The 20,504-nt window shown below is 65.4% G+C and carries 21 protein-coding genes and 4 tRNA genes; 10 read left to right on the plus strand and 15 right to left on the minus strand.

Annotated features, from left to right (window positions below; all coding sequences use genetic code 11):
* Positions 1-104: 104 nt before the first annotated feature.
* The 6 genes from G6N54_RS22305 to lmeA form a co-directional block, all read right to left on the minus strand.
* On the minus strand, positions 105-407 hold the full coding sequence (locus G6N54_RS22305; protein WP_163792070.1) for a DUF1416 domain-containing protein: 303 nt from the start codon (positions 405-407) through the stop codon (positions 105-107).
* Position 408: 1 nt separating this feature from the next.
* Complete coding sequence (locus tag G6N54_RS22310) at positions 409-1,242, minus strand: sulfurtransferase (protein WP_163792072.1); 834 nt, start codon at positions 1,240-1,242, stop codon at positions 409-411.
* 38 nt (positions 1,243-1,280) lie between these two features.
* Positions 1,281-1,751, minus strand: a complete 471-nt coding sequence (locus G6N54_RS22315; RefSeq protein WP_163792073.1) for a DUF4395 domain-containing protein — start codon at positions 1,749-1,751, stop codon at positions 1,281-1,283.
* A 94-nt stretch (positions 1,752-1,845) separates the two neighbouring features.
* Positions 1,846-1,965 carry an Ms5788A family Cys-rich leader peptide gene (locus tag G6N54_RS31715; RefSeq protein WP_370494849.1) on the minus strand — a complete coding sequence of 40 codons (120 nt, stop codon included), beginning with the start codon at positions 1,963-1,965 and terminating at the stop codon, positions 1,846-1,848.
* A 5-nt stretch (positions 1,966-1,970) separates the two neighbouring features.
* Positions 1,971-2,393: a thioredoxin family protein gene (locus G6N54_RS22320; RefSeq protein WP_163792075.1), complete on the minus strand. Its 423-nt coding sequence runs from the start codon at positions 2,391-2,393 to the stop codon at positions 1,971-1,973.
* A gap of 76 nt (positions 2,394-2,469) precedes the next feature.
* A complete protein-coding gene (lmeA, locus tag G6N54_RS22325; protein WP_163794900.1) occupies positions 2,470-3,279 on the minus strand; it encodes a mannan chain length control protein LmeA in 810 nt (269 codons plus the stop codon).
* A gap of 187 nt (positions 3,280-3,466) precedes the next feature.
* Here lmeA and G6N54_RS22330 point away from each other — a divergent pair, with 187 nt between their 5' ends.
* From G6N54_RS22330 to pstB, 6 genes are all read left to right on the plus strand, one after another.
* The gene (locus G6N54_RS22330) at positions 3,467-4,240 is read left to right on the plus strand and encodes a winged helix-turn-helix transcriptional regulator (RefSeq protein ID WP_163792077.1); all 774 of its coding nucleotides are present in this window, start codon (positions 3,467-3,469) and stop codon (positions 4,238-4,240) included.
* The gene (gene mshD, locus G6N54_RS22335) at positions 4,237-5,187 is read left to right on the plus strand and encodes a mycothiol synthase (protein WP_163792079.1); all 951 of its coding nucleotides are present in this window, start codon (positions 4,237-4,239) and stop codon (positions 5,185-5,187) included. The genes G6N54_RS22330 and mshD overlap by 4 nt, the downstream gene beginning before the upstream one ends.
* A gap of 189 nt (positions 5,188-5,376) precedes the next feature.
* Positions 5,377-6,447, plus strand: coding sequence for a phosphate ABC transporter substrate-binding protein PstS (gene pstS, locus G6N54_RS22340; protein ID WP_163794901.1), 1,071 nt, complete (start codon positions 5,377-5,379; stop codon positions 6,445-6,447).
* 48 nt (positions 6,448-6,495) lie between these two features.
* A complete protein-coding gene (gene pstC / locus G6N54_RS22345) occupies positions 6,496-7,527 on the plus strand; it encodes a phosphate ABC transporter permease subunit PstC (protein WP_163792081.1) in 1,032 nt (343 codons plus the stop codon).
* Positions 7,524-8,438, plus strand: a complete 915-nt coding sequence (gene pstA, locus G6N54_RS22350; protein ID WP_163792082.1) for a phosphate ABC transporter permease PstA — start codon at positions 7,524-7,526, stop codon at positions 8,436-8,438. Before pstC ends, pstA begins: the two co-directional genes overlap by 4 nt.
* A gap of 13 nt (positions 8,439-8,451) precedes the next feature.
* The gene (pstB, locus tag G6N54_RS22355) at positions 8,452-9,228 is read left to right on the plus strand and encodes a phosphate ABC transporter ATP-binding protein PstB (protein ID WP_163792084.1); all 777 of its coding nucleotides are present in this window, start codon (positions 8,452-8,454) and stop codon (positions 9,226-9,228) included.
* 4 nt (positions 9,229-9,232) lie between these two features.
* Here the strand turns inward: pstB and phoU are convergent, their stop codons facing one another.
* The 5 genes from phoU to G6N54_RS22380 form a co-directional block, all read right to left on the minus strand.
* Positions 9,233-9,901, minus strand: a complete 669-nt coding sequence (phoU, locus tag G6N54_RS22360; protein ID WP_163792085.1) for a phosphate signaling complex protein PhoU — start codon at positions 9,899-9,901, stop codon at positions 9,233-9,235.
* A 57-nt stretch (positions 9,902-9,958) separates the two neighbouring features.
* The gene (locus tag G6N54_RS22365; protein WP_163792087.1) at positions 9,959-12,100 is read right to left on the minus strand and encodes an LCP family protein; all 2,142 of its coding nucleotides are present in this window, start codon (positions 12,098-12,100) and stop codon (positions 9,959-9,961) included.
* Between the two features lie 223 nt (positions 12,101-12,323).
* Positions 12,324-13,457, minus strand: a complete 1,134-nt coding sequence (gene dusB, locus G6N54_RS22370) for a tRNA dihydrouridine synthase DusB (protein WP_163792089.1) — start codon at positions 13,455-13,457, stop codon at positions 12,324-12,326.
* Between the two features lie 17 nt (positions 13,458-13,474).
* Positions 13,475-14,503, minus strand: a complete 1,029-nt coding sequence (locus tag G6N54_RS22375; protein ID WP_163792091.1) for an acyl-ACP desaturase — start codon at positions 14,501-14,503, stop codon at positions 13,475-13,477.
* A 127-nt stretch (positions 14,504-14,630) separates the two neighbouring features.
* The gene (locus G6N54_RS22380) at positions 14,631-15,242 is read right to left on the minus strand and encodes a TetR/AcrR family transcriptional regulator (RefSeq protein WP_163792093.1); all 612 of its coding nucleotides are present in this window, start codon (positions 15,240-15,242) and stop codon (positions 14,631-14,633) included.
* Between the two features lie 68 nt (positions 15,243-15,310).
* Here G6N54_RS22380 and G6N54_RS22385 point away from each other — a divergent pair, with 68 nt between their 5' ends.
* A complete protein-coding gene (locus G6N54_RS22385) occupies positions 15,311-16,375 on the plus strand; it encodes an oxygenase MpaB family protein (protein WP_163792095.1) in 1,065 nt (354 codons plus the stop codon).
* A gap of 256 nt (positions 16,376-16,631) precedes the next feature.
* On the opposite strand, the gene G6N54_RS22395 is transcribed toward G6N54_RS22385, so the two are convergent.
* Together G6N54_RS22395 and G6N54_RS22400 are read right to left on the minus strand one after the other, a co-directional pair.
* The gene (locus G6N54_RS22395) at positions 16,632-17,426 is read right to left on the minus strand and encodes a TIGR04255 family protein (protein ID WP_372513293.1); all 795 of its coding nucleotides are present in this window, start codon (positions 17,424-17,426) and stop codon (positions 16,632-16,634) included.
* A 133-nt stretch (positions 17,427-17,559) separates the two neighbouring features.
* Positions 17,560-17,635: transfer RNA gene (locus tag G6N54_RS22400), tRNA-Lys, on the minus strand.
* A 112-nt stretch (positions 17,636-17,747) separates the two neighbouring features.
* On the opposite strand from G6N54_RS22400, the gene G6N54_RS22405 reads away from it, so the two are divergent.
* From G6N54_RS22405 to G6N54_RS22415, 3 genes are all read left to right on the plus strand, one after another.
* A tRNA-Glu gene (locus G6N54_RS22405) sits at positions 17,748-17,820 on the plus strand.
* 48 nt (positions 17,821-17,868) lie between these two features.
* Positions 17,869-17,942: transfer RNA gene (locus G6N54_RS22410), tRNA-Asp, on the plus strand.
* A 36-nt stretch (positions 17,943-17,978) separates the two neighbouring features.
* Positions 17,979-18,055 (plus strand) — tRNA-Phe (locus G6N54_RS22415).
* Between the two features lie 230 nt (positions 18,056-18,285).
* Here G6N54_RS22415 and G6N54_RS22425 read toward each other — a convergent pair.
* Together G6N54_RS22425 and G6N54_RS22430 are read right to left on the minus strand one after the other, a co-directional pair.
* A complete protein-coding gene (locus G6N54_RS22425) occupies positions 18,286-19,590 on the minus strand; it encodes a cytochrome P450 (protein WP_163792099.1) in 1,305 nt (434 codons plus the stop codon).
* Positions 19,591-19,600: 10 nt separating this feature from the next.
* On the minus strand, positions 19,601-20,266 hold the full coding sequence (locus tag G6N54_RS22430; RefSeq protein WP_197939551.1) for an alpha/beta hydrolase fold domain-containing protein: 666 nt from the start codon (positions 20,264-20,266) through the stop codon (positions 19,601-19,603).
* Between the last annotated feature and the right edge of the window lie 238 nt (positions 20,267-20,504).

Genomic DNA, 20,504 nt, shown 5'->3' on the forward strand with positions numbered 1-20,504 from the left:
CTGCCGCGACCAGCATGATCTCGAAGAAGAGCACCACGCTGCCGAGTCTATTCGTTTCACGCCGTCAACCGCGCTTCCGGGGGATCCCGTCACGGCATCAGCGCTCAGGCGATCTTGACGTCCACTTCGTGGATGCCGGCGCCCGACGGTGCCACGACGGCGTCGCCGTTGCCGGCCTTGGACAGGGCACGCAGCGTCCAGGATCCGGGTGCGGCGAAGAACCGGAAGTCACCGGTGGCCGATGCGACGACCTCGGCCGTGAACTCGTCGGACGAGTCCAGCAGGCGGACGAACGCGCCACCGACGGCTTGGCCGTCACCGTCCACGACGCGGCCGGTGATCACGGTTTCCTTCTCCAGGTCGACGCTGGCGGGCAACGTCTGTCCTTGCCTAGGTGCAGAGCACATATCAGCTTCCCAACTCGATCGGGGCGCCCACCAGGGAGCCGTATTCAGTCCAACTGCCGTCGTAGTTCTTGACGTTCTTATGCCCGAGTAATTCCTGCAGAACGAACCAGGTGTGCGACGAACGCTCCCCGATTCGGCAGTACGCGATCGTTTCCTTGGTGCCGTCCAGACCGGCGTCGGCGTACAGCTTGGCCAACTCCTCGTCCGACTTGAAGGTGCCGTCCTCATTAGCGGCGCGGCTCCACGGGACGTTGATCGCTCCCGGAATGTGTCCGGGTCGCTGGCTCTGCTCCTGCGGCAGGTGTGCAGGGGCCAGGATCTTGCCGGAGAACTCGTCGGGGGAGCGTACGTCGACCAGGTTCTTGGTGTTGATGGCCGCGATGACCTCGTCCCGGAACGCCCGGATGGTGTTGTCCGGTGGTGCCGCGCTGTACGAGGTGGCCGGCCTGCTGACGGTGTCGGCGGTCAGCGGGCGGCCGTCGAGCTCCCACTTCTTGCGGCCGCCGTCGAGCAGCTTGACATCGGCGTGGCTGTAGAGCTTGAAGTACCAGTAGGCGTAGGCGGCGAACCAGTTGTTGTTGCCGCCGTAGAGGACCACGGTGTCGTCGTTGGAGATGCCGCGCTCGGACAACAGTTTGGAGAACTGCTCGGCGTCGACGAAGTCGCGCTTGACCTGGTCCTGCAGATCGGTGCGCCAGTCGAGCCGGATCGCGCCGGCGATGTGGCCTCCGTCGTACGCGCTGGTGTCCTCGTCGACCTCGACGAACACGACGTTCGCCGTGTCGAGATTTTTCTCAGCCCACTCGGCGGAGACCAGGACGTCGGAGCGTGCCATGGTTGGGGATCCTTTCGATTAACTGCGATGAACTGTGGTTACGCCGGACCGGCGGTCGGTCGAAGGCGAACCACGAGCGGGTAAAGCTGGCAGCCCAGACAGATGCCAAAGGCCGCATTCAGGAACGCCGCCACCAGGGCGAAAGCCGTCGCGACGACGCCCACCAAGGGCGCACCGATGGCGAATCCGGCGGTACCGACGATCGCGAAGATCAAGCCGACCAATTGCGCGAATTTCAAGGGAGCCACCGGTTCGCGCTCTTTGACCGGGTCCAGCCGGGGTGCCACCAGGGTGGCGAACAGCCGGCCATAGGGGTGGCGGCGCGGCCCGGCGAGAGCGCCGATCGCGAAGACCACGGCCTGCAGACCCAGAATGATCGCCGCCGCCGGCGGGCTCAGTGCCGAGACGAGCAGCGTCACGACCAGTACCGCGGTGGTGACCCAGGCGACGAACCTGGGTCCGCGGACGTCGACGCGGTCCAGCTGGGCGCCGGGATTATTGCTTGACACGAGAGACTCCTATTTGCCTGTTGCACGGAAAAACTGAAGACATGCCACGGTGGGGTTCCGGGCTGTCCGAGCGCTGCGCGGCGGGCGCGGCTACTCAGCAGCTACAGCAACAGCGACAACAACAACCCGCGATGCGGCACAGATCGACTGCGCGACGCCTGGTGAGCATGGGCTCCATGCGGGATGACACGTCGGTCAGCTTACCCAATGACATCGCGATCAAGCCAACAGCGGTTCGAGCGCGGAGCGCAGGTCGGCGGCCTTGGGCACGCCGGATGCTCGGTATCGCTGGCGTCCGTCGACATCGAAGATCAGCGTGGTCGGCAGGGACAGTACCGAAAAGCGGCGTGCCGCTGCCGGGTTGGCGTCGATGTCGACTTCGACATGGGCGACGTCGCCCATGTTGTCGCAGACCTGATCGACCACCCTGCGCACCCGATCGCAGGGTCCGCACCACGGTGCGCTGAAATGCACGACGGTCGGCCCGGTGCTGGAAAGACCCAGGTCCGCGGCGGCGGTGCCGGTGCTTTGGCCCGGGTCGGAATCGACTTCTTTGACGCTGCCGGAGCGCCGAGTCATCAGCCAGCCGGCGACCGCCGCCAGGGCGAGCGCCGCGACGATCGCGACGACCACAGTTGTCATCGGCGCCGCTCTTCACCGCAAGGGGGAGGAGCCCCCACCCCAATGCTTGGCGCCGCATCGTCGACAGTGCGTGTCATTACCGTTTAAACACTTCCAGGGTCACGGTTACTCCCGTGGTGATGCCTTCGATGATCACGTCCGAGCCGCGTGCCCCCACGGTGCGCGGTGCCACGCCGAACGGAAGCCGCTGATCGGGCAGTCTGGCGGTGAAGACGTGCAGCACCGCGTCGCGCTTATCGTCCGGGACGGTTTGGTTGGCGGTATCCGGTCCGGTGAGGATGCCGGTCGGGGTGAACACCAGCGTTGCCGGGTCATCGGGGGCGATCGAAAGGTCCATCGAGACGCTGACCCGATGATCGAAGTTTGCCGATTTCGGCGTGCCGCTGAACACCAGCCCGTGGCTGCCCGAAATGCCCGACTCGGTGGTACCGCCGGTGGCGTCGTTGGTCTCGGCGGGTGGCGCCTCCACCATCAGGTCGTCCATGCCGAGGTATCGGCCCAGGTGCGTCGAGTCGAGGATGATGCGGCTCTCCAGCTTGCCCACCGGCAGCTTCGCATCGGGTCTGATCAGCCACGACGCGTAGGTCAGGTCGATCGAATGCATGGTGGCTTCGAGGGTGGCCTTACCCGTCGGCGCGTGATCGATGCCGTTTGCCTTGATCTCCAGCTCCCGGTAGTGGCGCTGCATCGCCTCCGGAATGAAGGGAAAGGCCAGGATGGCCACGAAGGGATCCGACTCCAGATTCGCCGCCTCCCGCACGCTGCGCGACAGGTGGTATTCGGCGTAGATGCTGGCGCCGTAGTCCACGCCAACGATGCCGCCGACGATGATCGCCACGGCTGACACCGCGGCGATCACACTGATCAGCACCCTGCGCATCCGAATATTGTGGCGCAGACCGGCGCGGCGCGCGGCGGGGGATTGCGGTCCGGATAACCTCGTGGCGGGGCTCACAGTAGCAACCAAGGACACGCACAAAGGCCAGGTGGCACGTTATCGTAAGGTGGCCTGGCCGCCAACGCGACGTGGCTTTATGAATCAGGGAGATGCCATTCCCACGAGCTGAAGGGGCTTGTTGGAGCTACTACTACTCACGTCTGAGCTGCACCCGGACCCGGTCCTGCCGTCGCTGTCGTTGCTTCCTCATACCGTGCGGACAGCACCGCCCGAGCCTTCCTCACTCCTGGAGGCGGGGACCGCGGACGCGGTGCTCGTCGACGCGCGCACCGATCTGTCGGCCGCGCGCGGGCTCTGCCGTCTGTTGAGCACCGCGGGCCGGTCGGTCCCGGTCGTGGCGGTCGTGGCCGAGGGCGGACTGGTGGCGGTGAGCGCCGACTGGGGTCTGGACGAGATCCTGCTGCCCGGCACCGGGCCCGCAGAGGTCGACGCTCGGATCCGACTGGTGGTGGGACGCCGCGGCGGGCTGGCGGACCAGGAAAGCGCGGGCAAGGTCAGCCTCGGCGAGCTGGTGATCGACGAAGGCACCTACACCGCGCGGCTGCGCGGCCGCCCGCTCGACCTCACCTACAAAGAGTTCGAGCTGCTGAAGTACCTGGCTCAACACGCGGGCCGGGTATTCGCCCGCGCCCAGCTGCTGCACGAGGTGTGGGGATACGACTTCTTCGGTGGCACCCGGACAGTCGATGTGCACGTGCGCCGGTTGCGGGCCAAACTCGGCCCCGAGTACGAGGCGCTGATCGGCACGGTCCGCAACGTGGGCTACAAGGCTGTTCGCCCGGCACGCGGACGAGCGCCGATCCCTCAGCCCGATGACGACGCCGAAGGCGACGACGTCGACTCCGAGAATCTGCAGGACCCGCTGGCCGACCCGCTGCGCAGTCAGTGACGTGGTCGGACCGGGGGCCCGACTGGCGCTCCGCACTGACCACCGAAGAACAGCAAGGGGTGCGTGAACTCGTCGCGGCGGCAACCGAATTCGATGGGGTAGCACCGGTCGGCGAGCAGGTCCTTCGCGAACTCGGGCACGAACGCACCGAGCACCTTCTGGTCACCAGCGCCACAGCAGATGGTGCCACCACGATCGAGGGCTACCTCAATCTCACCCCACCCCGCGACGGCGCCGACGGGATGGCCGAACTCGTCGTTCACCCCCGGGCCCGCCGGCGCGGTTTCGGCGCGGCGATGGCACGTGCGGCGATCGTCAAAACTGCTGGAAACAACCGCTTTTGGGCGCATGGCACGCTGGCGTCCGCCGCCGCGACCGCGTCCGCGGTGGGGCTGGTGGCGGTGCGCGAACTCGTCCAGATGCGGCTCGTGCTGCACGAGATCCCCGCCCCGGTGGCCCCGGCTCCCGGCGTGCGAGTCCGCACCTACGCGGGTATCGACGACGATGCCGAGCTGCTGCGGGTCAACAATGCCGCGTTCGCCGACCACCCCGAACAGGGTGGCTGGACCGAGGCCGACCTGGCCGAGCGGCGCAGCGAGCCGTGGTTTGACCCGGCGGGTTTGTTCCTGGCGTTCGGCGGCACCGAAAGCGAAGCGCTGCTGGGCTTTCACTGGACCAAGGTGCACCTCGATCAACCGCGCCTCGGCGAGGTGTACGTCCTCGGTGTCGACCCGTCGGCGCAGGGCCGCGGGCTGGGACAGATGTTGACGGCGGTCGGCATCGAGTCGTTGGCTCGACGCCTCCGCGGCCCGCAGCAGCCGGGTGACGTCACCGTGTTGCTCTATGTCGAGTCGGACAACGTCGCTGCGGTTCGGACCTATCAGCGCCAGGGATTCACCGCCTACAGCGTCGACACCGCGTACGCGCCTGAGTCGGCCGCGGGGTGAGGAGAAAGCGCAGGCAGAGGTGGCGTGCCAGCTGATTGTTCACCGCACGTTCACCTAGGCGCTCTTGGTGACGGGGCGTCAGCGCATAGTTTCGAGCGGCGGCCGCATGCGTCGAAACTGCGTCAGAAAGCGAGACAGGTGAGCCTGGGCAACGTGGGCAAGACGCTGGCGGCGGTGTTGGCGATCACGATGATCGGTGCGGGCCTGACTGCCTGCGGCAGCGATGACAACCACCACGGCCCGGTCTCGGGAGCGGGGTCGGGACCCGCCGGCACGCCGAGCTGCCAAGGCAAGAACGAACTGACCGCGGAAGGATCGACGGCCCAGCAGAATGCGATGGCGGTATTGAGCCATGTCTGGGGTCAGTACTGTCCGCGTAAGTCCGTGGCGTACAACCCGACCGGGTCGGGCGCGGGCCGCGAGCAATTCATCGCCGGCCACGTCGACTTCGCCGGGTCGGATTCGCCGCTGATCGCCGACCAGATCCTGCCCGCCACCAAACGGTGCAACGCCAACCCCGCGTGGGACTTGCCACTGGTGTTCGGCCCGGTAGCCTTGGTCTTCAACCTGCCCGAGGTCAAGACGCTGACCCTCAACAGTGACGCGCTGGCCCGGATTCTGACCGGACGGGTCGCGGTCTGGAATGACCCCATCCTGACGGCGCTCAATCCCGGTATCCCGATGCCCGACACCAGGATCAGGCCGATTTACCGGATGGATTCATCGGGTACCACCGACAATGTGCAGAAGTTCCTGACGGCCTCCGCGCCGGAGAGCTGGTCGCGGGGAGTGGGCGCCGAGTTTCAGGGCAGTGTCGGCGAGGGAGCGACGAAGTCGTCCGGTGTCATCCAGGCGGTGCGGGCCACCCGCGGCGCGATCGGATACGTCGAGAAGGGCTTCGCCGACCAGGCAGGCCTTCCCTACGCGCAACTCGCCACGGCCAGTGGTGTGGTTCCGCTGACAACCGAAACTGCCAGCACCGCCATCAACACGGCAACCTTCGTGTCCAGCGGCAACGACCTGGTGCTGAACCTGGATTCGATGTATGGCACCCAGCAGCCGGGTGCCTATCCGTTGGTGCTGGCCACTTACGAGATTGTCTGCTCCAAGGGTTACGACGCGGAGACCGCCAGGGCGATCAAGTCGTTCCTGACCGTCGCCGCCGACACCGGTCAGGCCAACCTTGCTTCGGCCGGCTACATCCCGTTGACCGATAAGGTCAAGGAACGACTGGTCGCCGCGATCAATGCGATGCAGTAGCCCTCGGATCCAAGGAGCGATACCAAAACCGGCAGTGACGGATTCACCATGACGACGCCAGATCCACCCCAGGCGGGTTCGGGCGCGGTCGCGTCCTTTCCGGAGGCGCCAGTCGTACCCATCCGCCCGTGGAAGGGCGTGCAATCCCGCTTCGGGGACCGGATATTTCGCAAACTCGCGGAAACGTCGGCGGTCCTGATCGCCGTCGTCGTCATTGCGATCGGCGGGTTCCTACTGCTGCGCGCGATACCGGCGTTGAAGCGCAACCAAGAGAACTTCTTTACCTACCGCGGCAGCTGGGTTACCACCAACACCTCGGCGATGCACTTCGGCATCCTCGACCTGCTGCAGGTGACGGTGCTCATCTCGGTGTTCGCGTTGATCGTTGCCATGCCGGTCGCACTCGGCGTCGCGATCTTCCTCACCCAGTACGCGCCGCGGCGGCTTGCCGGGCCGTTGGCCTACACCGTTGATTTGCTGGCCGCGGTGCCCTCGATCATCTACGGCGTGTGGGGCCTCTACGTCTTGGCTCCGCAACTGCGGCCCGTCGCGACCTGGCTGAATCAGTCGCTGGGTTGGTTCTTCCTATTCGCCGACGGCACCGCGTCCGCGGGCGGCGGCGGCACGATTTTCACCGGCGGGATCGTGCTGGCGGTGATGATTCTGCCGCTGATCACCGCGGTCACCCGCGAAGTGTTCGTGCAGACACCGCATGAACAGATCGAGGCCGCGCTGGCGCTCGGCGCTACCCGCTGGGAGGTGGTCACGACGACGGTGCTGCCGTTCGGTAGGTCCGGGTACGTCAGCGGTGCGATGCTGGGGCTGGGTCGCGCCCTGGGTGAGACGGTGGCGCTGCTGATCATCTTGCGCGGCACGCAACAGGCGTTCGGCTGGTCGTTATTCGACGGCGGTTCGACGTTTGCGACCAAGATCGCCGCCACCGCATGGGAATTCAACGACCGGTTCAAGGCCGGCGCGTATATTGCCGCTGGACTGGTGCTCTTCGTGCTGACCTTTGTAATCGATGCCGTGGCGCGCGGCGCCCTTGCCGGGATCAGGAAAGGCAGGCGCGCGCGGTGACCTCGATCTTCGACCGGCCGCTGAAGGCGCGCACGCTGTCCCGGCTCGGCCGTCGCCGCCGAGCTTCGAACATCGTTGCGACGGTGTTGGTTTCGCTGTCCATGCTTATTGCACTGGCGCCGCTGCTGTGGGTGCTGTGCGCGGTCATCGTCAAAGGCTGCAAGGTGATCGCGTCGACGTCGTGGTGGACGCATTCGCAAGCTGGGACGACGCCGTTTCTGGCCGGGGGTGGCGCGTATCACGCGATCGTCGGCACCCTGCTGCAGGGGGTGGCCTCCGCCGCGATCTCCGTCCCGATCGGTGTGATGCTCGCGATCTATTTGGTCGAGTACGGCGGTGGCACCAGTCTCGGCAGACTGGCGACATTCATGGTCGACATCCTGTCCGGTGTGCCATCAATTATTGCCGCATTGTTCATCTACGCGTCGTGTGTGGCCACCCTTGGCCTGGGCCGTTCGGGTTTCGCGGTGTCATTGGCGCTGGTGCTGTTGATGGTTCCGGTGATCGAGCGGTCGACGGAGGAGATGTTGCGCATCGTTCCGGTTGACCTCCGCGAGGCCAGCTACGCGCTGGGCGTGCCGAAGTGGAAAACCATTGTCAGGGTAGTGATTCCGACCGGATTGTCGGGCATCGTCACGGGCATCATGCTGGCGCTGGCCAGGGTGATGGGTGAAACGGCTCCGCTGCTGATCCTGGTCGGCTATTCGCAGGCGATGAACTTCGACATCTTCAACGGGTTCATGGGAACGCTGCCTGGCATGATGTTCAACGAGACAGCGTCGGGCGCAGGCGTTAACCCGATTCCCACGGATCGACTCTGGGGAGCCGGGCTAACGCTTATCGTCATGATCGCCGTTATCAATGTCGGAGCCAGGGTGGTCTCGATGATGTTTGCGCCCAAGAAGTCCTAGGGAGGAGTGCTGGGTGGCAAAGCGTTTGGACTTGAAAGACGTCAACATCTACTACGGATCGTTTCAAGCGGTCGCCGACGTGACGCTGTCGATTCTCCCGCGCAGCGTGACGGCCTTCATCGGCGCGTCTGGGTGCGGCAAGACGACGGTGCTGCGCACATTGAACCGGATGCACGAAGTCATCCCCGGTGCCCGGGTGGAGGGCACTGTGTTGCTCGACGACGAGAACATCTACGCCCCGGGCATCGACCCGGTGGGTGTGCGACGTGCGATCGGCATGGTGTTTCAGCGGCCAAACCCGTTTCCAGCCATGTCTATTCGTGACAACGTGGTGGCGGGCCTGAAGCTGCAGGGGGTGCGCAATCGTCGGCTGCTCGACGACATCGCCGAGCACTCGCTGCGGGGCGCCAACCTGTGGGATGAGGTCAAGAACCGACTGAACCGGCCCGGTGGCGGTCTATCCGGCGGGCAGCAGCAGCGGTTGTGCATCGCGCGCGCGATCGCCGTGCAACCCGATGTGTTGCTGATGGACGAGCCGTGTTCGGCGCTGGACCCGATCTCGACGATGGCGATCGAGGAACTGATCAGCGAGTTGAAGCAGGACTACACGATCGTCATCGTCACGCATAACATGCAGCAGGCCGCCCGCGTCAGCGATCACACGGCGTTCTTCAACCTGGAAGCGGCGGGAAAGCCCGGTCGGCTCATCGAGATCGACGACACCGAAAAGATCTTCTCCAATCCCGCGCAGAAGGCCACCGAGGACTACATCTCCGGTCGCTTCGGCTAAGGGATTACGACGTCGTCGACGCCGTCTCGTCTTCGGGCAACTTGCCGGTCGCCTGGAATATGACGCGCCTGGCCACCTCGACGGCGTGATCGGCGAAACGTTCGTAGAAACGGCCCAGCAGTGTCACGTCGACGGCGGCCGCGACGCCGTGCTTCCATTCGCGATCCATCAGCACCGAGAACAGGTGCCGGTGCAGGTCGTCCATCGCGTCGTCTTCTTCGCGGATCCGGGCCGCCTTCTCCGGGTCACGGGACAACACGACCTCTTGTGCACCGTTACCTAATTCGACTGCAACCCTGCCCATTTCGGCGAAGTAACCGTTGACCTCCTCGGGCAGAGCGTGTTGAGGATGGCGCCGGCGCGCGATCTTGGCGACGTGCAGCGCCAGCGCGCCCATCCGGTCGATGTCGGCCACCATCTGGATGGCGCTCACGATGGACCGGAGGTCGCCGGCCACCGGCGCCTGCAGCGCTAGCAGCACGAAGGCACTCTCCTCGGCGCGAGCGCTCAAAGCCGCTATCTCTTCGTGGCCGGAGATCACCTGTTCGGCGAGGACGAGGTCGGCCTGCAGGAGCGCTTGGGTTGCCTGCTCCATGGCTACCCCCGCCAGCCCGCACATCTCGCCAAGGCGCTCGGACAAATCCGAGAGTTGCTCATGATATGCGGTCCGCATGTTGCCAAGCCTACTAACTCGGCGTCGGAATCGGCGATCTACTGAAGCGAAATACGGTTATTCACAGCTGGTATCGGCGGCGTTCGTCACCGACAGATCGTCCGGCAATTTCGTCGGCGCGCCTCCCGGGCTGCGATCGATCTGGACGGACAGCGACGAACCGCTGGGCGCGGGAGTGGAAACCGACTTGAAATCGGGGCCGAGCACCACCTGGACGACCTGCCCGTAGCCGGAGACCCGGGCGACCTTCGAGTTGGCGAACGCCGACGCGACCGTCGCGGCCGCCAGCTCGTTGCCGAGCGAGAAGAACACCGTCGTGGCATTGAGTGAACTCGGATAGTCGTCGGGTGACATCACATTGAACCCGTTGCGCTGAAGCTGGTTGGTGGCGGTGGCGGCCAGCCCGCTCTGTGCGGTCGCATTGGAGACCCGCACGGTGATCTCGTCGGGCGAGGCCGTCGTCACCTGCTCGCGTCGCGCCTCGGGTGCGGCGCTCGGCGCTGGTGCTGGTTTCTTGGGGGTGGGTGCGGTCGTCGGCCCCGACGTCGGTGTGGTCCCGAGGTTCTGCGCGTTCTGGTCGTTTTCTTCGGGCAGCGGATCGTCGTTGATGATCGCGTTGAAGAGCGCCTTCATGTCGGCCGTCCGCGGCGGTTCGTCGCCGTTCTGGTCGGTGACACCGGTGGGCACCGTGACGAACGTGAAGTGCCCGGCCGCCATCTTCTGCAGCGACTGGCCTAGCTGAACAAGGTCCTTGGTCTGAACGTTGTCCACGCGGCTGTTGCTGATGAACATGTTGACGACGTTGTTGAGCTTGTTGAGGTCGGTCAACGTGTCCTCGGAGATCAGCGAACGCAGCAGCGACGACAAGAACAACTGCTGGCGCTTGATGCGGCCGTAGTCGCCGTTGAACTCCGTGGTGACCTGGCGGGCCCGCACATAGTTCAGCGCCGTCGGGCCATCAATGACCTGGCGTCCCGAATGCTCGAGGACCGTGCCGAGTTCGTAGTCGTGCAGCGGCGTCTTGCTGCACACCTCGACACCGCCGAGTGCCTCGACCATCTTGGCGAAGCCGGCGAAGTCGACGGCGATGAACCGATTGATGCTCAAGCCGGACAGCTTCTGGATTTCCTTCACCAGACATTTCGGGCCGCCGAAGGAGAACGCCGAGTTCAGTTTGGTCTCGGTGTAGACCATCTTGGAACCCCACGTCTTCGTCTTTTCGTCGTAGAGGGGTCCGTATTGTCCGGTTTCGGGGTTCCACGCTTCGCATTGCATCGGCGTGATCGCCAGGTCGCGCGGGAACGAGACCGCCACCACGCGTTTGCGGTTGGCGGGAATGTTGACCAGCATCACGGTGTCCGACCGGGCGCCCCCGGCGTCCTCGGTGTCGCCGGCGCCCATGTCGGCGTTCTCGCCGGAGCGCGAGTCCATGCCGACGATCAGGAAGTCTTCGTCGCCGTACTGCGCGCTGGGATCGACGATGTCGCCGGAGTTCGGGTCGAGCGCGTTGACGACGTTGAGCCGGTGGTTCTTCGACGCGCTCCACTGCCACGCACCGCCGGTCAAGACCAGCGTCACCCCGGCACACAGCGCGGCCATCGACCGAACGGCCAGCAGTAACGGCCGTCGCCGCGACTCCTGTTTCGACGACGACTTCGCGGCAGATTTCGGCCGCCGGGTCCGCTTCGGCTTGACCGGGGGCGACTCGGCCGGGTCCTCGACCGCCAGCTCGAGTGCGGGCTCGTCGACGTTCGGGTAGTTCGTGAGGCCGAGATCGGGAACCTCCGAGACCACGTCAAGCGAGTAGGCCGGGGTGTCGATGACCTGGGTGTCCTGCAGGTCGGCGCACATCTCCGGATCGGGTTCGGCGGGTTCGTCGTCGAGCGCCGCGCGCCGGTGATGAGTGCCGGTGCTGCCGGCACCGACCTTGGCGATCAGGTCCGCGACGCTGAGTGCGCCGGAGGCGTGACTGCCGCCCCGGTCGGTGCGGCGGGCCGGCCGCTCGTCGGCCTGGCTGTCTTCGGCTGCCGGGGCGGGTGGTTCGATCTGCCATCGATGGACGCTGTTATCGCCGGGCGGTTCGGAGAATCGCTCCCACGGAGCGGCGCTGAGTGCGGCGGGCGAGGTCGCGGCGGCCGGTTGCCGGTCGCGCGGGTCACGGTGGTGGCCAAGAGTGGCGTCTACCTCGCCGTCACCCATGCTCTATCCGCCTCCGAAGCTCCGCTACCGCCGTCAGTGATGTCCGTGCGCCAATTCACGCAGCGCCGTGCCATCCGCGCTGCCACTTCGCTACCCGGTTAGGTCGCGCCATACTCCATAGCCCCTGTGTAGCGGGTTAAACGAGCCGCTACCCAAGCCCAATCCAGCAGGTCCACATCGTACTGACTTATGGCCGCCGACGCGATTTCGAGCGGGGTTCGGCTCAGCCGCCGGAGTGCATGACGTCGGCTCCGGCCGGAACCGTGCAGTCATCGGGATCGTCCAGCCAGCCTTCCGGCAGGCTGACCCGGGCCGGCGATCCCTGCCGGCCGCGCGGCCCGGTCGCCGCCTCCGGGAATTCGACGCTGCCGTCCAGCCGGCCCAGCAGGGCATCGAGCTCGTCGAGCGTCTTCACGAGGGCCAGCGCCCGCCGTAAATCGGAGCCGGCCGGGAAGCCATGCAGGTACCAGGCGACGTGTTTGCGGATGTCGCGCATGCCCTTGTCTTCGCCGAAGTGTGCGGTGAGCAGTTCGCCGTGCCGGCGCACGATGTCGGCGACCTCGCCGAGCGTCGGCGGGGTGGGGGCCGGGCTTCCGGTGAATGCGGCCGACAGTTCGGCGAACAGCCAGGGCCGGCCCAGGCAGCCGCGGCCGATGACGACGCCGTCGCAGCCGGTGCTGGCCATCATGGTCAGCGCGTCGCTCGCGTCGTAGATATCGCCGTTGCCGAGCACCGGGATCGTCTTCACCTGCTGCTTGAGCAGGGCGATCTGCTCCCAGTCCGCGGTGCCGGAGTAGCGCTGGGCGGCGGTGCGGGCGTGCAGCGCGACGGCTGCCGCGCCTTCGGCTTCGGCGATGCGGCCGGCGTCCAGGTGCGTGTGGTGCTCGTCGTCGATGCCGATGCGGAACTTCACCGTCACCGGAATGGCGGTGCCCTCGGTGGCGCGCACCGCGGCGGCGACGATCTGGCCGAACAGCCTGCGCTTGAACGGCAGCGCCGCACCACCGCCGCGCTTGGTGACCTTGGGAACCGGGCAGCCGAAGTTCATGTCGATGTGGTCGGCCAGGTCCTCGTCGGCAATCATCTTGGCCGCCGCGTAGGTGGTGGCCGGGTCGACGGCGTAGAGCTGCAGCGAGCGCGGCGATTCGTCCGGGGAGAACGTCGTCATGTGCATCGTCACCGGATGCCGCTCGACGAGGGCGCGCGCGGTCACCATCTCGCAGACGTAGAGGCCGCTGACCGTGCCGACCTTCGACTGCTCGAGTTCACGGCACAGCGTCCGGAAAGCAACGTTGGTCACGCCTGCCATCGGGGCCAGCACCACCGGGCTGGCGAGCGTGATCGGGCCGATGCGCAATTTCGTTCCGAGCCGGACTACCGGCGGCTCATCGCCAGCTTGCCGGCGGTCTGGTGCAACTCGAACGCGGTGACCTTCTTGCCCGTGCGTGCTTCCCGCTCGAGCTGGCGCTGCTTGGACATCTCGAACTTGTCGCAGGCATCCTCGAGTTCCTTGATCAGCAGGCCAAGGTCGTCGCGCAACGCGGCAGCTTCGCCGGTGATGTCCTCACGCTCGAAGAAGCGCCATTTCTTCAGCACCGGCATCACGACCTCGTCGAGGTGGATGCGGGGATCGTAAACGCCACCGACGGCGATGTAGACGGCCTTGCGACGGAACTCGGGCACCTGGAAGCCGGGCATCTGGAAGTTGCGCAGGATCTTGTGCAGCGACTTCGTCGCCTGGTTGGGGTCGATCTCGAAGCCGGCCTCGCTGACGTCCCGGTAGAAGATCATGTGCAAGTTTTCGTCGGCCGAGATCTTGCCGAGCAGCTGGTCGGCGATCGGCTCGTTGCAGGCCCGACCGGTGTTGCGGTGCGAAATCCTGGTGGCCAGCTCCTGGAACGTCACGTAGATGACCGAGTCGAACAGGCTCTCGGCGAACAGGTCGTCACGAACCTGGTGGTTCTGGCCCGGGCTGAAACCCCGGTTGACCACCTCGATGCGCAGTTTCTCCAATTCCACGGGATCGACCGCGCGGGTCACCACCAGGTAGTCGCGCAGCGCGATGCCGTGCCGGTTCTCTTCGGCGGTCCAGCGGTTGACCCAGGTTCCCCAGGGGCCGTCGAGGCCGAAGTTCATCGCGATCTCGCGGTGATAGGAGGGCAGATTGTCCTCGGTCATCAGGTTCTGCACCATCGCGACCTGGGCGAGGTCGGAGAGCTTGCTCTGCTCCGGGTCCCAGTCCTGCCCGCCGAGCGCGTAGAAGTTCTTGCCGTCCGACCACGGGATGTAGTCGTGCGGGTTCCACGGCTTGTGCATCGTGAGGTGCCGGTTCAGGTACTTCTCGACGACCGGCTCCAACTCATGCAAAAGCTGCAGGTCCGTCAGGTCGGCTGACGCTGGCATGACACCCCCAGTTATCTGTGTCTAATGGTTGCAGTCAATATATCTGTGTCGATCAGTAGCATCAAGTTCCCGCCCAGGCGCGCCGAGTCACAACTTGGCGAATTTGTGCAGGTACGGCAAAAGGCCGTTACTCGGATACCCCGTCGAGAGGCGATACATACGGAGCCGCCGTATTGAAAAGCATGTTCACGCAGTAATCGATGAACTGCTTACGGGTGGCCCCGAGCTGGCGGTTCAGGTAAGCGGTGAACAGGCTGGTCAGACCGCCGACCAGGCTGGTGGCGATCATTTTCTGCAGCACCGGATCGCCGATGTTGGATAGCTTTTTCTGCAGCAGGTCGATAAAGCTGGGCATCCACTCGGCGCCCGACTGGGTCAGGATTGGTTCGACGGCCGGGGCCAGCAGCAGCACCCGCCCGCGCACCGGGTCGTCGACCATCAGCTCGACGAACTGCTCGACGGCTTCCCGCGGTGAGTCCGCCGAGGTGAGGGCCGTCATGGCTCGCGCGCAGACGTCGTCGTACACCGCCCGCACGAATTCGTCGCGGTCGGAGAAGCTCTCGTAGAAATACCGTTCGGTCAGCGCGGCCTTGCGGCAGACGGCCCGGACGGTCAGCGCGGGCCCGCGCTCGCTGCCCAGCAATTGCACGCCGGCGGCGATGAGGTTGTCGCGTCGGAGGGCGTGGCGACTTTCCAGGGGGACGCCTGACCAACGGCCCCGTCGTTGACCGGACTGCACATCGCTCCTATGCTCAAAATTGACAACGCACGTAGTCAGAATTTCGGCTAGCTACAGGAAACCCAACAGTGACCAAACATACGTCCGAAGCCTGCCCGCTGACCAGCGCCGAAGCTGGTAGCGACGCGACCACCGTAGGCGAGGTGGCAAGTGCTCTCGAAGGCTCCGACGGCGTCGCCAGCGGGTGCCCGGTATCCCCGTCGGGTTACCAGACGCCACCGATGCCGCTCGGCCCGGATTCGCTGACGTGGCGCTACTTCGGTGATTGGCGCGGCATGTTGCAGGGGCCGTGGGCGGGCTCCATGCAGAACATGCATCCGCAACTGGGCGCGGCGGTCATCGACCATTCGACCTTCTTCCGGGAACGCTGGCCGCGCTTACTGCGGTCGTTGTATCCGATCGGCGGAGTCGTCTTCGACCAGGACCGTGCTCCGGTCACCGGCGCCGAGGTGCGTGACTACCACGTCGAGATCAAGGGTGTCGACGGGCAGGGCCGCCGCTACCACGCGCTGAACCCCGACGTCTTCTACTGGGCGCACGCCACCTTCTTCGTCGGGACTATCCATGTGGCAGAACGGTTTTGCGGCGGTCTGACCGAGGCGCAGAAGCGTCAGCTGTTCGACGAACACATCGACTGGTACCGGATGTACGGGATGAGCATGCGCCCGGTTCCGGCGTCCTGGGAGGAATTTCAGGTCTACTGGGATCACATGTGCCGCAACGTGTTAGAGAACAACGAAGCGGCCCGCGCCGTGCTCGATCTGACCGACCTGCCCAAACCGCCGTTCGCCCAGAAGGTGCCGGACTGGTTGTGGGCCGCGCAGCGCAAACTGCTGGCGCCGTTCTTCGTCTGGTTCACCGTGGGTCTCTACGATCCGCCGGTTCGCCGGCTGATGGGCTACCAGTGGTCGCGCCGCGACGAATGGCTGCACCGGCGACTTGGTAACCTCGTTCGACTCGTATTCGCCTGTGTGCCAGCACGATTCCGTAAGCATCCGCGGGCCAGAGCTGGTTTAGATCGCGCGTCCGGACGGGTCGCGGCCGACGCGCCGCTGGTGCACACACCGGCGCGCAACTTGCCGCCGGTCGACGAGCGCGGAAATCCAATGCACTACTGCCCCAACGTTTCCTAGGTCGCCGTCCCTATCTCACGCGGTCGCGGTAACGGCCCCGGCAGGCCCCCGTGCCGGGATTGTGGTAATAACTAGCCTGTCTATGTTTGCCTGAGATCGGGACTAGGGAGACCACATCAAGGCGCGCGGCTGGAACGTGTCGTCTCATACGGTCAAGGAACTGCAGTCGGCCAACGGATTTCACTATCCCGACGACGAGGTCGCGCAGGCCTTCGCCGATGTGACTTACAGCAGCGCGGTGATCACCCGATAGTCGTCAGCCCAGCAGGTCGTCCCTCAGACGGCTGGTGAGCATTTCCTGAAACACCGCGCGGGCCGGCTCGTAGAGGTTGTGAAAAGTCGCACGCACCGCATCCCGGTTGTATTCGGGGATCGAGGCGGCCGGGGTCCAAAAGCTGTCGATGTCCAGCTGGAAAAACGGTCCCGGCTGGGCCGGCAGCGTCCGGCGCAGGTAGTAGTTCGGGTCGAGGGCCTGGCCCATGCCCGGCCCGTAGCGCACGATCAGCGATTTGCCCGGTTGCTGCTCGCGGTAGACGGCGGCGCCCTGCCATTCGGTCAAGGTCAGCCCGCCGGGCGCGATGCGTTGCGGACCGAGCAGGGGTTCGGCGATCCACTCGGCCCAGTCGATGCGGCCGTCGGCGCCCAGCGTGACTCGGATCTCCAGGAGGTAGCGCAGACCAATGCGTTCCACGCCGACGATCGACGACACCTGCGAGCGTGCCTCCACGACACGCATCGCGACGTCCGACAACGCCTCGAAGGTGGAGTAGGCGGTGGTCTCGATCACGATCGCCTGGGCCTTGATCGAGGCGGCCAGCGTGCTGTCCCGGTTGACGTAGCGGGGGAACTGCTCGGCCGTCGGTGCCGGACTTCCCGCCGGGCCCATCGCCCAGGCCACGTCCTGAGCCTGGTGTTCGATGGGCAGGTCGTCGGAGAGGAGACTCTTGAGGTCTCTGCTCGACGATTCGGTGAGGGGATCCGTTGCGGGGTGACGGATTTCCATCGTTACCAGGGCTGCGGGCGCGTTTTGCCAGGCCGGATCGACACTCACGTCGCGAAGCATAACCAAGTCGGGCCGCGGTCAAACGGGGGCCATTCCCCGCGTGAATCGCCTGATTCCCCCATCCAGGGAGTCAAGGATCAGCCGAAGTAACTGTCACGCATCAACCGAGGTCATACACCGTTGGTGCCCCCACTAGGACTCGAACCTAGGACCTGCGGATTAAAAGTCCGTAGCTCTACCAACTGAGCTATAGGGGCGGGCGAACGTTCAGGATACTTGGGCGCCAAACGCGGCTCGAACGGCGCTCGTTTGAGGATTAGGCCTGCGGTGACCTAAGCTGGTGCGGCTCCCAACGGTAGTTGGACTTTGGCCCCCATCGTCTAGTGGCCTAGGACGCCGCCCTTTCACGGCGGTAGCACGGGTTCGAATCCCGTTGGGGGTACGCGCGACGGCGGTAACGTCGAAGTGAGCAGTACAAGTAGGAAAGCAAGGCCCTGTGGCGCAGTTGGTTAGCGCGCCGCCCTGTCACGGCGGAGGTCGCGGGTTCGAGTCCCGTCAGGGTCGCCCATTAAAGGCGAGGCACGTTATCGGTGCCTTCCGGGCCAGGTAGCTCAGTTGGTACGAGCGTCCGCCTGAAAAGCGGAAGGTCGCCGGTTCGATCCCGGCCCTGGCCACCAGTCTTCAGCTGCACGGACGCGGTGCCAGCACTCTATGGTCGGTTGGTCTTGTCCGTTCGCATTGTTCTTGGCGACGTCGTTGAGTCGGTCGAGATTGGTGGCGACGAATTCGTCTGAGTACGGGTCGCTGTAGACAATCGCGGTGCCGGTCGGCGGGGAGTGGCTCCATGGTCTTCTGGACGTAGCGAAGGTCGGCGCCGGAGGCGCCGTCGCGTCGGCTGGCAAGGCTCTCAGCGGTGCCGCTGTTTCAATCGAAAATTGACACGCGACTGGTCGAGCGTGAGAGGCAGCGGTTGCTGCGGGCCGAGTTTGGCACCGGTCGCCGCCGGGCTACGCTCGCCGAGAATCGCTGTCAATACCGCGACGCCGAGTCGCAGCGCTAGGTCGGCACCTGGACATGCTTGCGGGCCGTGACTGAAGAAGTTGAATGACCACGAGGATTCGGCGGATCCTTGCGTCCACGCTGTGGGATTGAACTGATCCGCCTCGGGGAAACGGCTGGTGTCGCGGTGGTTGAAGGTGTTGACGATCATGACTTGTGTTCCCCCCGGTACGATCTCGCCGTCCCACTCGGTTGGCCCGGTGAGGGTTCGCGCTAAGGCGGGCGTGCTGGGCCAGAGGCGCATCGCTTCGGATAGGCAGCCGACGAGGTAGTCGTGAGCGCTGTGTTCGTCGATTGCGTTCTGCGCGTTGAGGAGAACGTCGGGGTGGGTGGCCAGCAGCGCCAGACAACGCCAGAGATTGATGGCCAGGGTGTCACCCATCGCGAACATCCAGTGGATGACTTGATGGGTCGGGTAGGTGATGTCGGAGGCGGATGCCGCGGCGAATTGTCCGACCAGACTGTGTGCATCCGCGGCCTTTACGTAGCGGTCCAGCGCGGTGAAGAAGGCGTCGAAAAGCTCGGGGTCTCCCTTGCCGGGCGGGTTAGCCTTGGCCATCAGCGTCACGAGTTGCGTCGAAATCTGTTGGTCATCAGTTACGTTGTCGCCGAGAATGATTCGTCGCGCGATTCGTTGTATCGCACTGTGGAATTGCGGCCAGTCGAGGGTGTCGGGCATCGCTCGGGCTTCTTCGTCCGCAACGGTGTCGCAGCGGTGGGCGATCGCGCCGCTACCGGTGGCGTGTGCGAAGACAGCCTCGGTGAATCGGCGGCGGTCGGACCAATGATCGCCTCGTGAGATGGTCAGGGCGTGCGGCTGGAATTTCTTCATTCCGGAGAGTTTGGGTTCGGGGTCGGACGCGAAAGGCGCTGGGGCGCCGGAGAGTATGAAACGGATCTGATCGGGGCCGAAGACGAGCAGCGTGGGCCTGCTGCCGACTTTCACCCAGATCGGTCCATCACCGTAGTGCCGGTGCAGCGCGGTGAGCAGCCGGTGTGCGCGGCGGGCGACACCGGCCCGGTCGAGCGCAGCGGTGACCGCCGGCCGGCGGCTGAAGAGCCCCTCGGCCAGATTGGGCAGCGCCACCAGCGTCGTGAAACGCAGACTTTCGAGTGTGGTGGTATGCGGCAGGGCGCCTGTGTGACCCGTCAAATTTCCTCGCTCAAACGACGTTGAAGGCGGCGTCGATGTGGCTGAGCAGTGCTTGGCGTACCGGCTTGGCTTCAGGAACGGGCAGCAGCGGGTAGACGTGAACTGCTCCGGGCTGCTCGTGGTAGGTGATCCGGCCGGTGCCGATGCTGTCGCGCAGCTGACGGCAGTCGGCGAGAAAGATGTCGCGGTCGCCGATGTAGAGGTCGATCGGTGGAAGGTTGTGCAGCGCGCCGAAAATGGGGCTGACCCGGTAATCGTCCGCCGGGAGGTGATCCGCCCAGATGCGACCGCACTCGCGTAGGCCGGGAACCGCGAGCCAGGGGTCGCGCGTGGCGAGGCTCGGGATGGCGGGATTGGTCAGTGCGATGTCGAGCCAGGGACTGATCAGGGTGAGCCCGAGCGGCGGGGTGGCTCCGGCGCTGATGGTCGCCTGGGTCGCGGCGAGCGCCAGACCCGCGCCGGAAGAGTCGCCGGCCAGATAGGTGGGCCCGTCATGCGCGACTCGGCCGATCACGGCCCCGACAAAGTCGATCGCGTCCTCGGCATGGTGCTGCGGCGCGAGTCCGTAGAGGGGGACGTGTACAGGACGCCGGGTCGCGTCGGCGATCGCGCAGACGAGTTTCCAGTGCGCGGGCTGGATCTGATTGACGTAGGCGCCCCCGTGTATGTAGACCACCGACGGCCCCCGGGCAGGAATGGGCTCACTGTTCGCTGATTGCACTGTGTAGCAATCGAACCCGCCCAAGGTAGCACCGGCCAGATGGTAACGAGGCGACGTTGCGAGCCGAGAGGGCGGTTCCCCGCTTTTCTTGGGCCGGTTGAGATAAGCGCGGGCGCTCCGCTCAGTTGCGTAGGTGCGAGGTCGACGGACGAGTCGCCCGTAGGTAGCGATGGCACGCATCTGCCAGGACATC

This window comes from Mycobacterium stomatepiae (genome assembly GCF_010731715.1).
GTDB classification, from domain to species: Bacteria; Actinomycetota; Actinomycetes; order Mycobacteriales; family Mycobacteriaceae; genus Mycobacterium; species Mycobacterium stomatepiae.

What these genes read in the sequence shown, in the direction of transcription:
- G6N54_RS22305 (WP_163792070.1), bottom strand. Translation starts at nt 407, where the DNA reads ATGTGCTCTGCACCTAGGCAAGGACAGACGTTGCCCGCCAGCGTCGAC.
- G6N54_RS22310 (WP_163792072.1), bottom strand. Translation starts at nt 1,242, where the DNA reads ATGGCACGCTCCGACGTCCTGGTCTCCGCCGAGTGGGCTGAGAAAAAT.
- G6N54_RS31715 (WP_370494849.1), bottom strand. Translation starts at nt 1,965, where the DNA reads ATGTCATTGGGTAAGCTGACCGACGTGTCATCCCGCATGGAGCCCATG.
- G6N54_RS22320 (WP_163792075.1), bottom strand. Translation starts at nt 2,393, where the DNA reads ATGACAACTGTGGTCGTCGCGATCGTCGCGGCGCTCGCCCTGGCGGCG.
- pstS (WP_163794901.1), top strand. Translation starts at nt 5,377, where the DNA reads ATGATCGGTGCGGGCCTGACTGCCTGCGGCAGCGATGACAACCACCAC.
- pstC (WP_163792081.1), top strand. Translation starts at nt 6,496, where the DNA reads ATGACGACGCCAGATCCACCCCAGGCGGGTTCGGGCGCGGTCGCGTCC.
- phoU (WP_163792085.1), bottom strand. Translation starts at nt 9,901, where the DNA reads ATGCGGACCGCATATCATGAGCAACTCTCGGATTTGTCCGAGCGCCTT.
- G6N54_RS22365 (WP_163792087.1), bottom strand. Translation starts at nt 12,100, where the DNA reads ATGGGTGACGGCGAGGTAGACGCCACTCTTGGCCACCACCGTGACCCG.
- G6N54_RS22375 (WP_163792091.1), bottom strand. Translation starts at nt 14,503, where the DNA reads ATGCCAGCGTCAGCCGACCTGACGGACCTGCAGCTTTTGCATGAGTTG.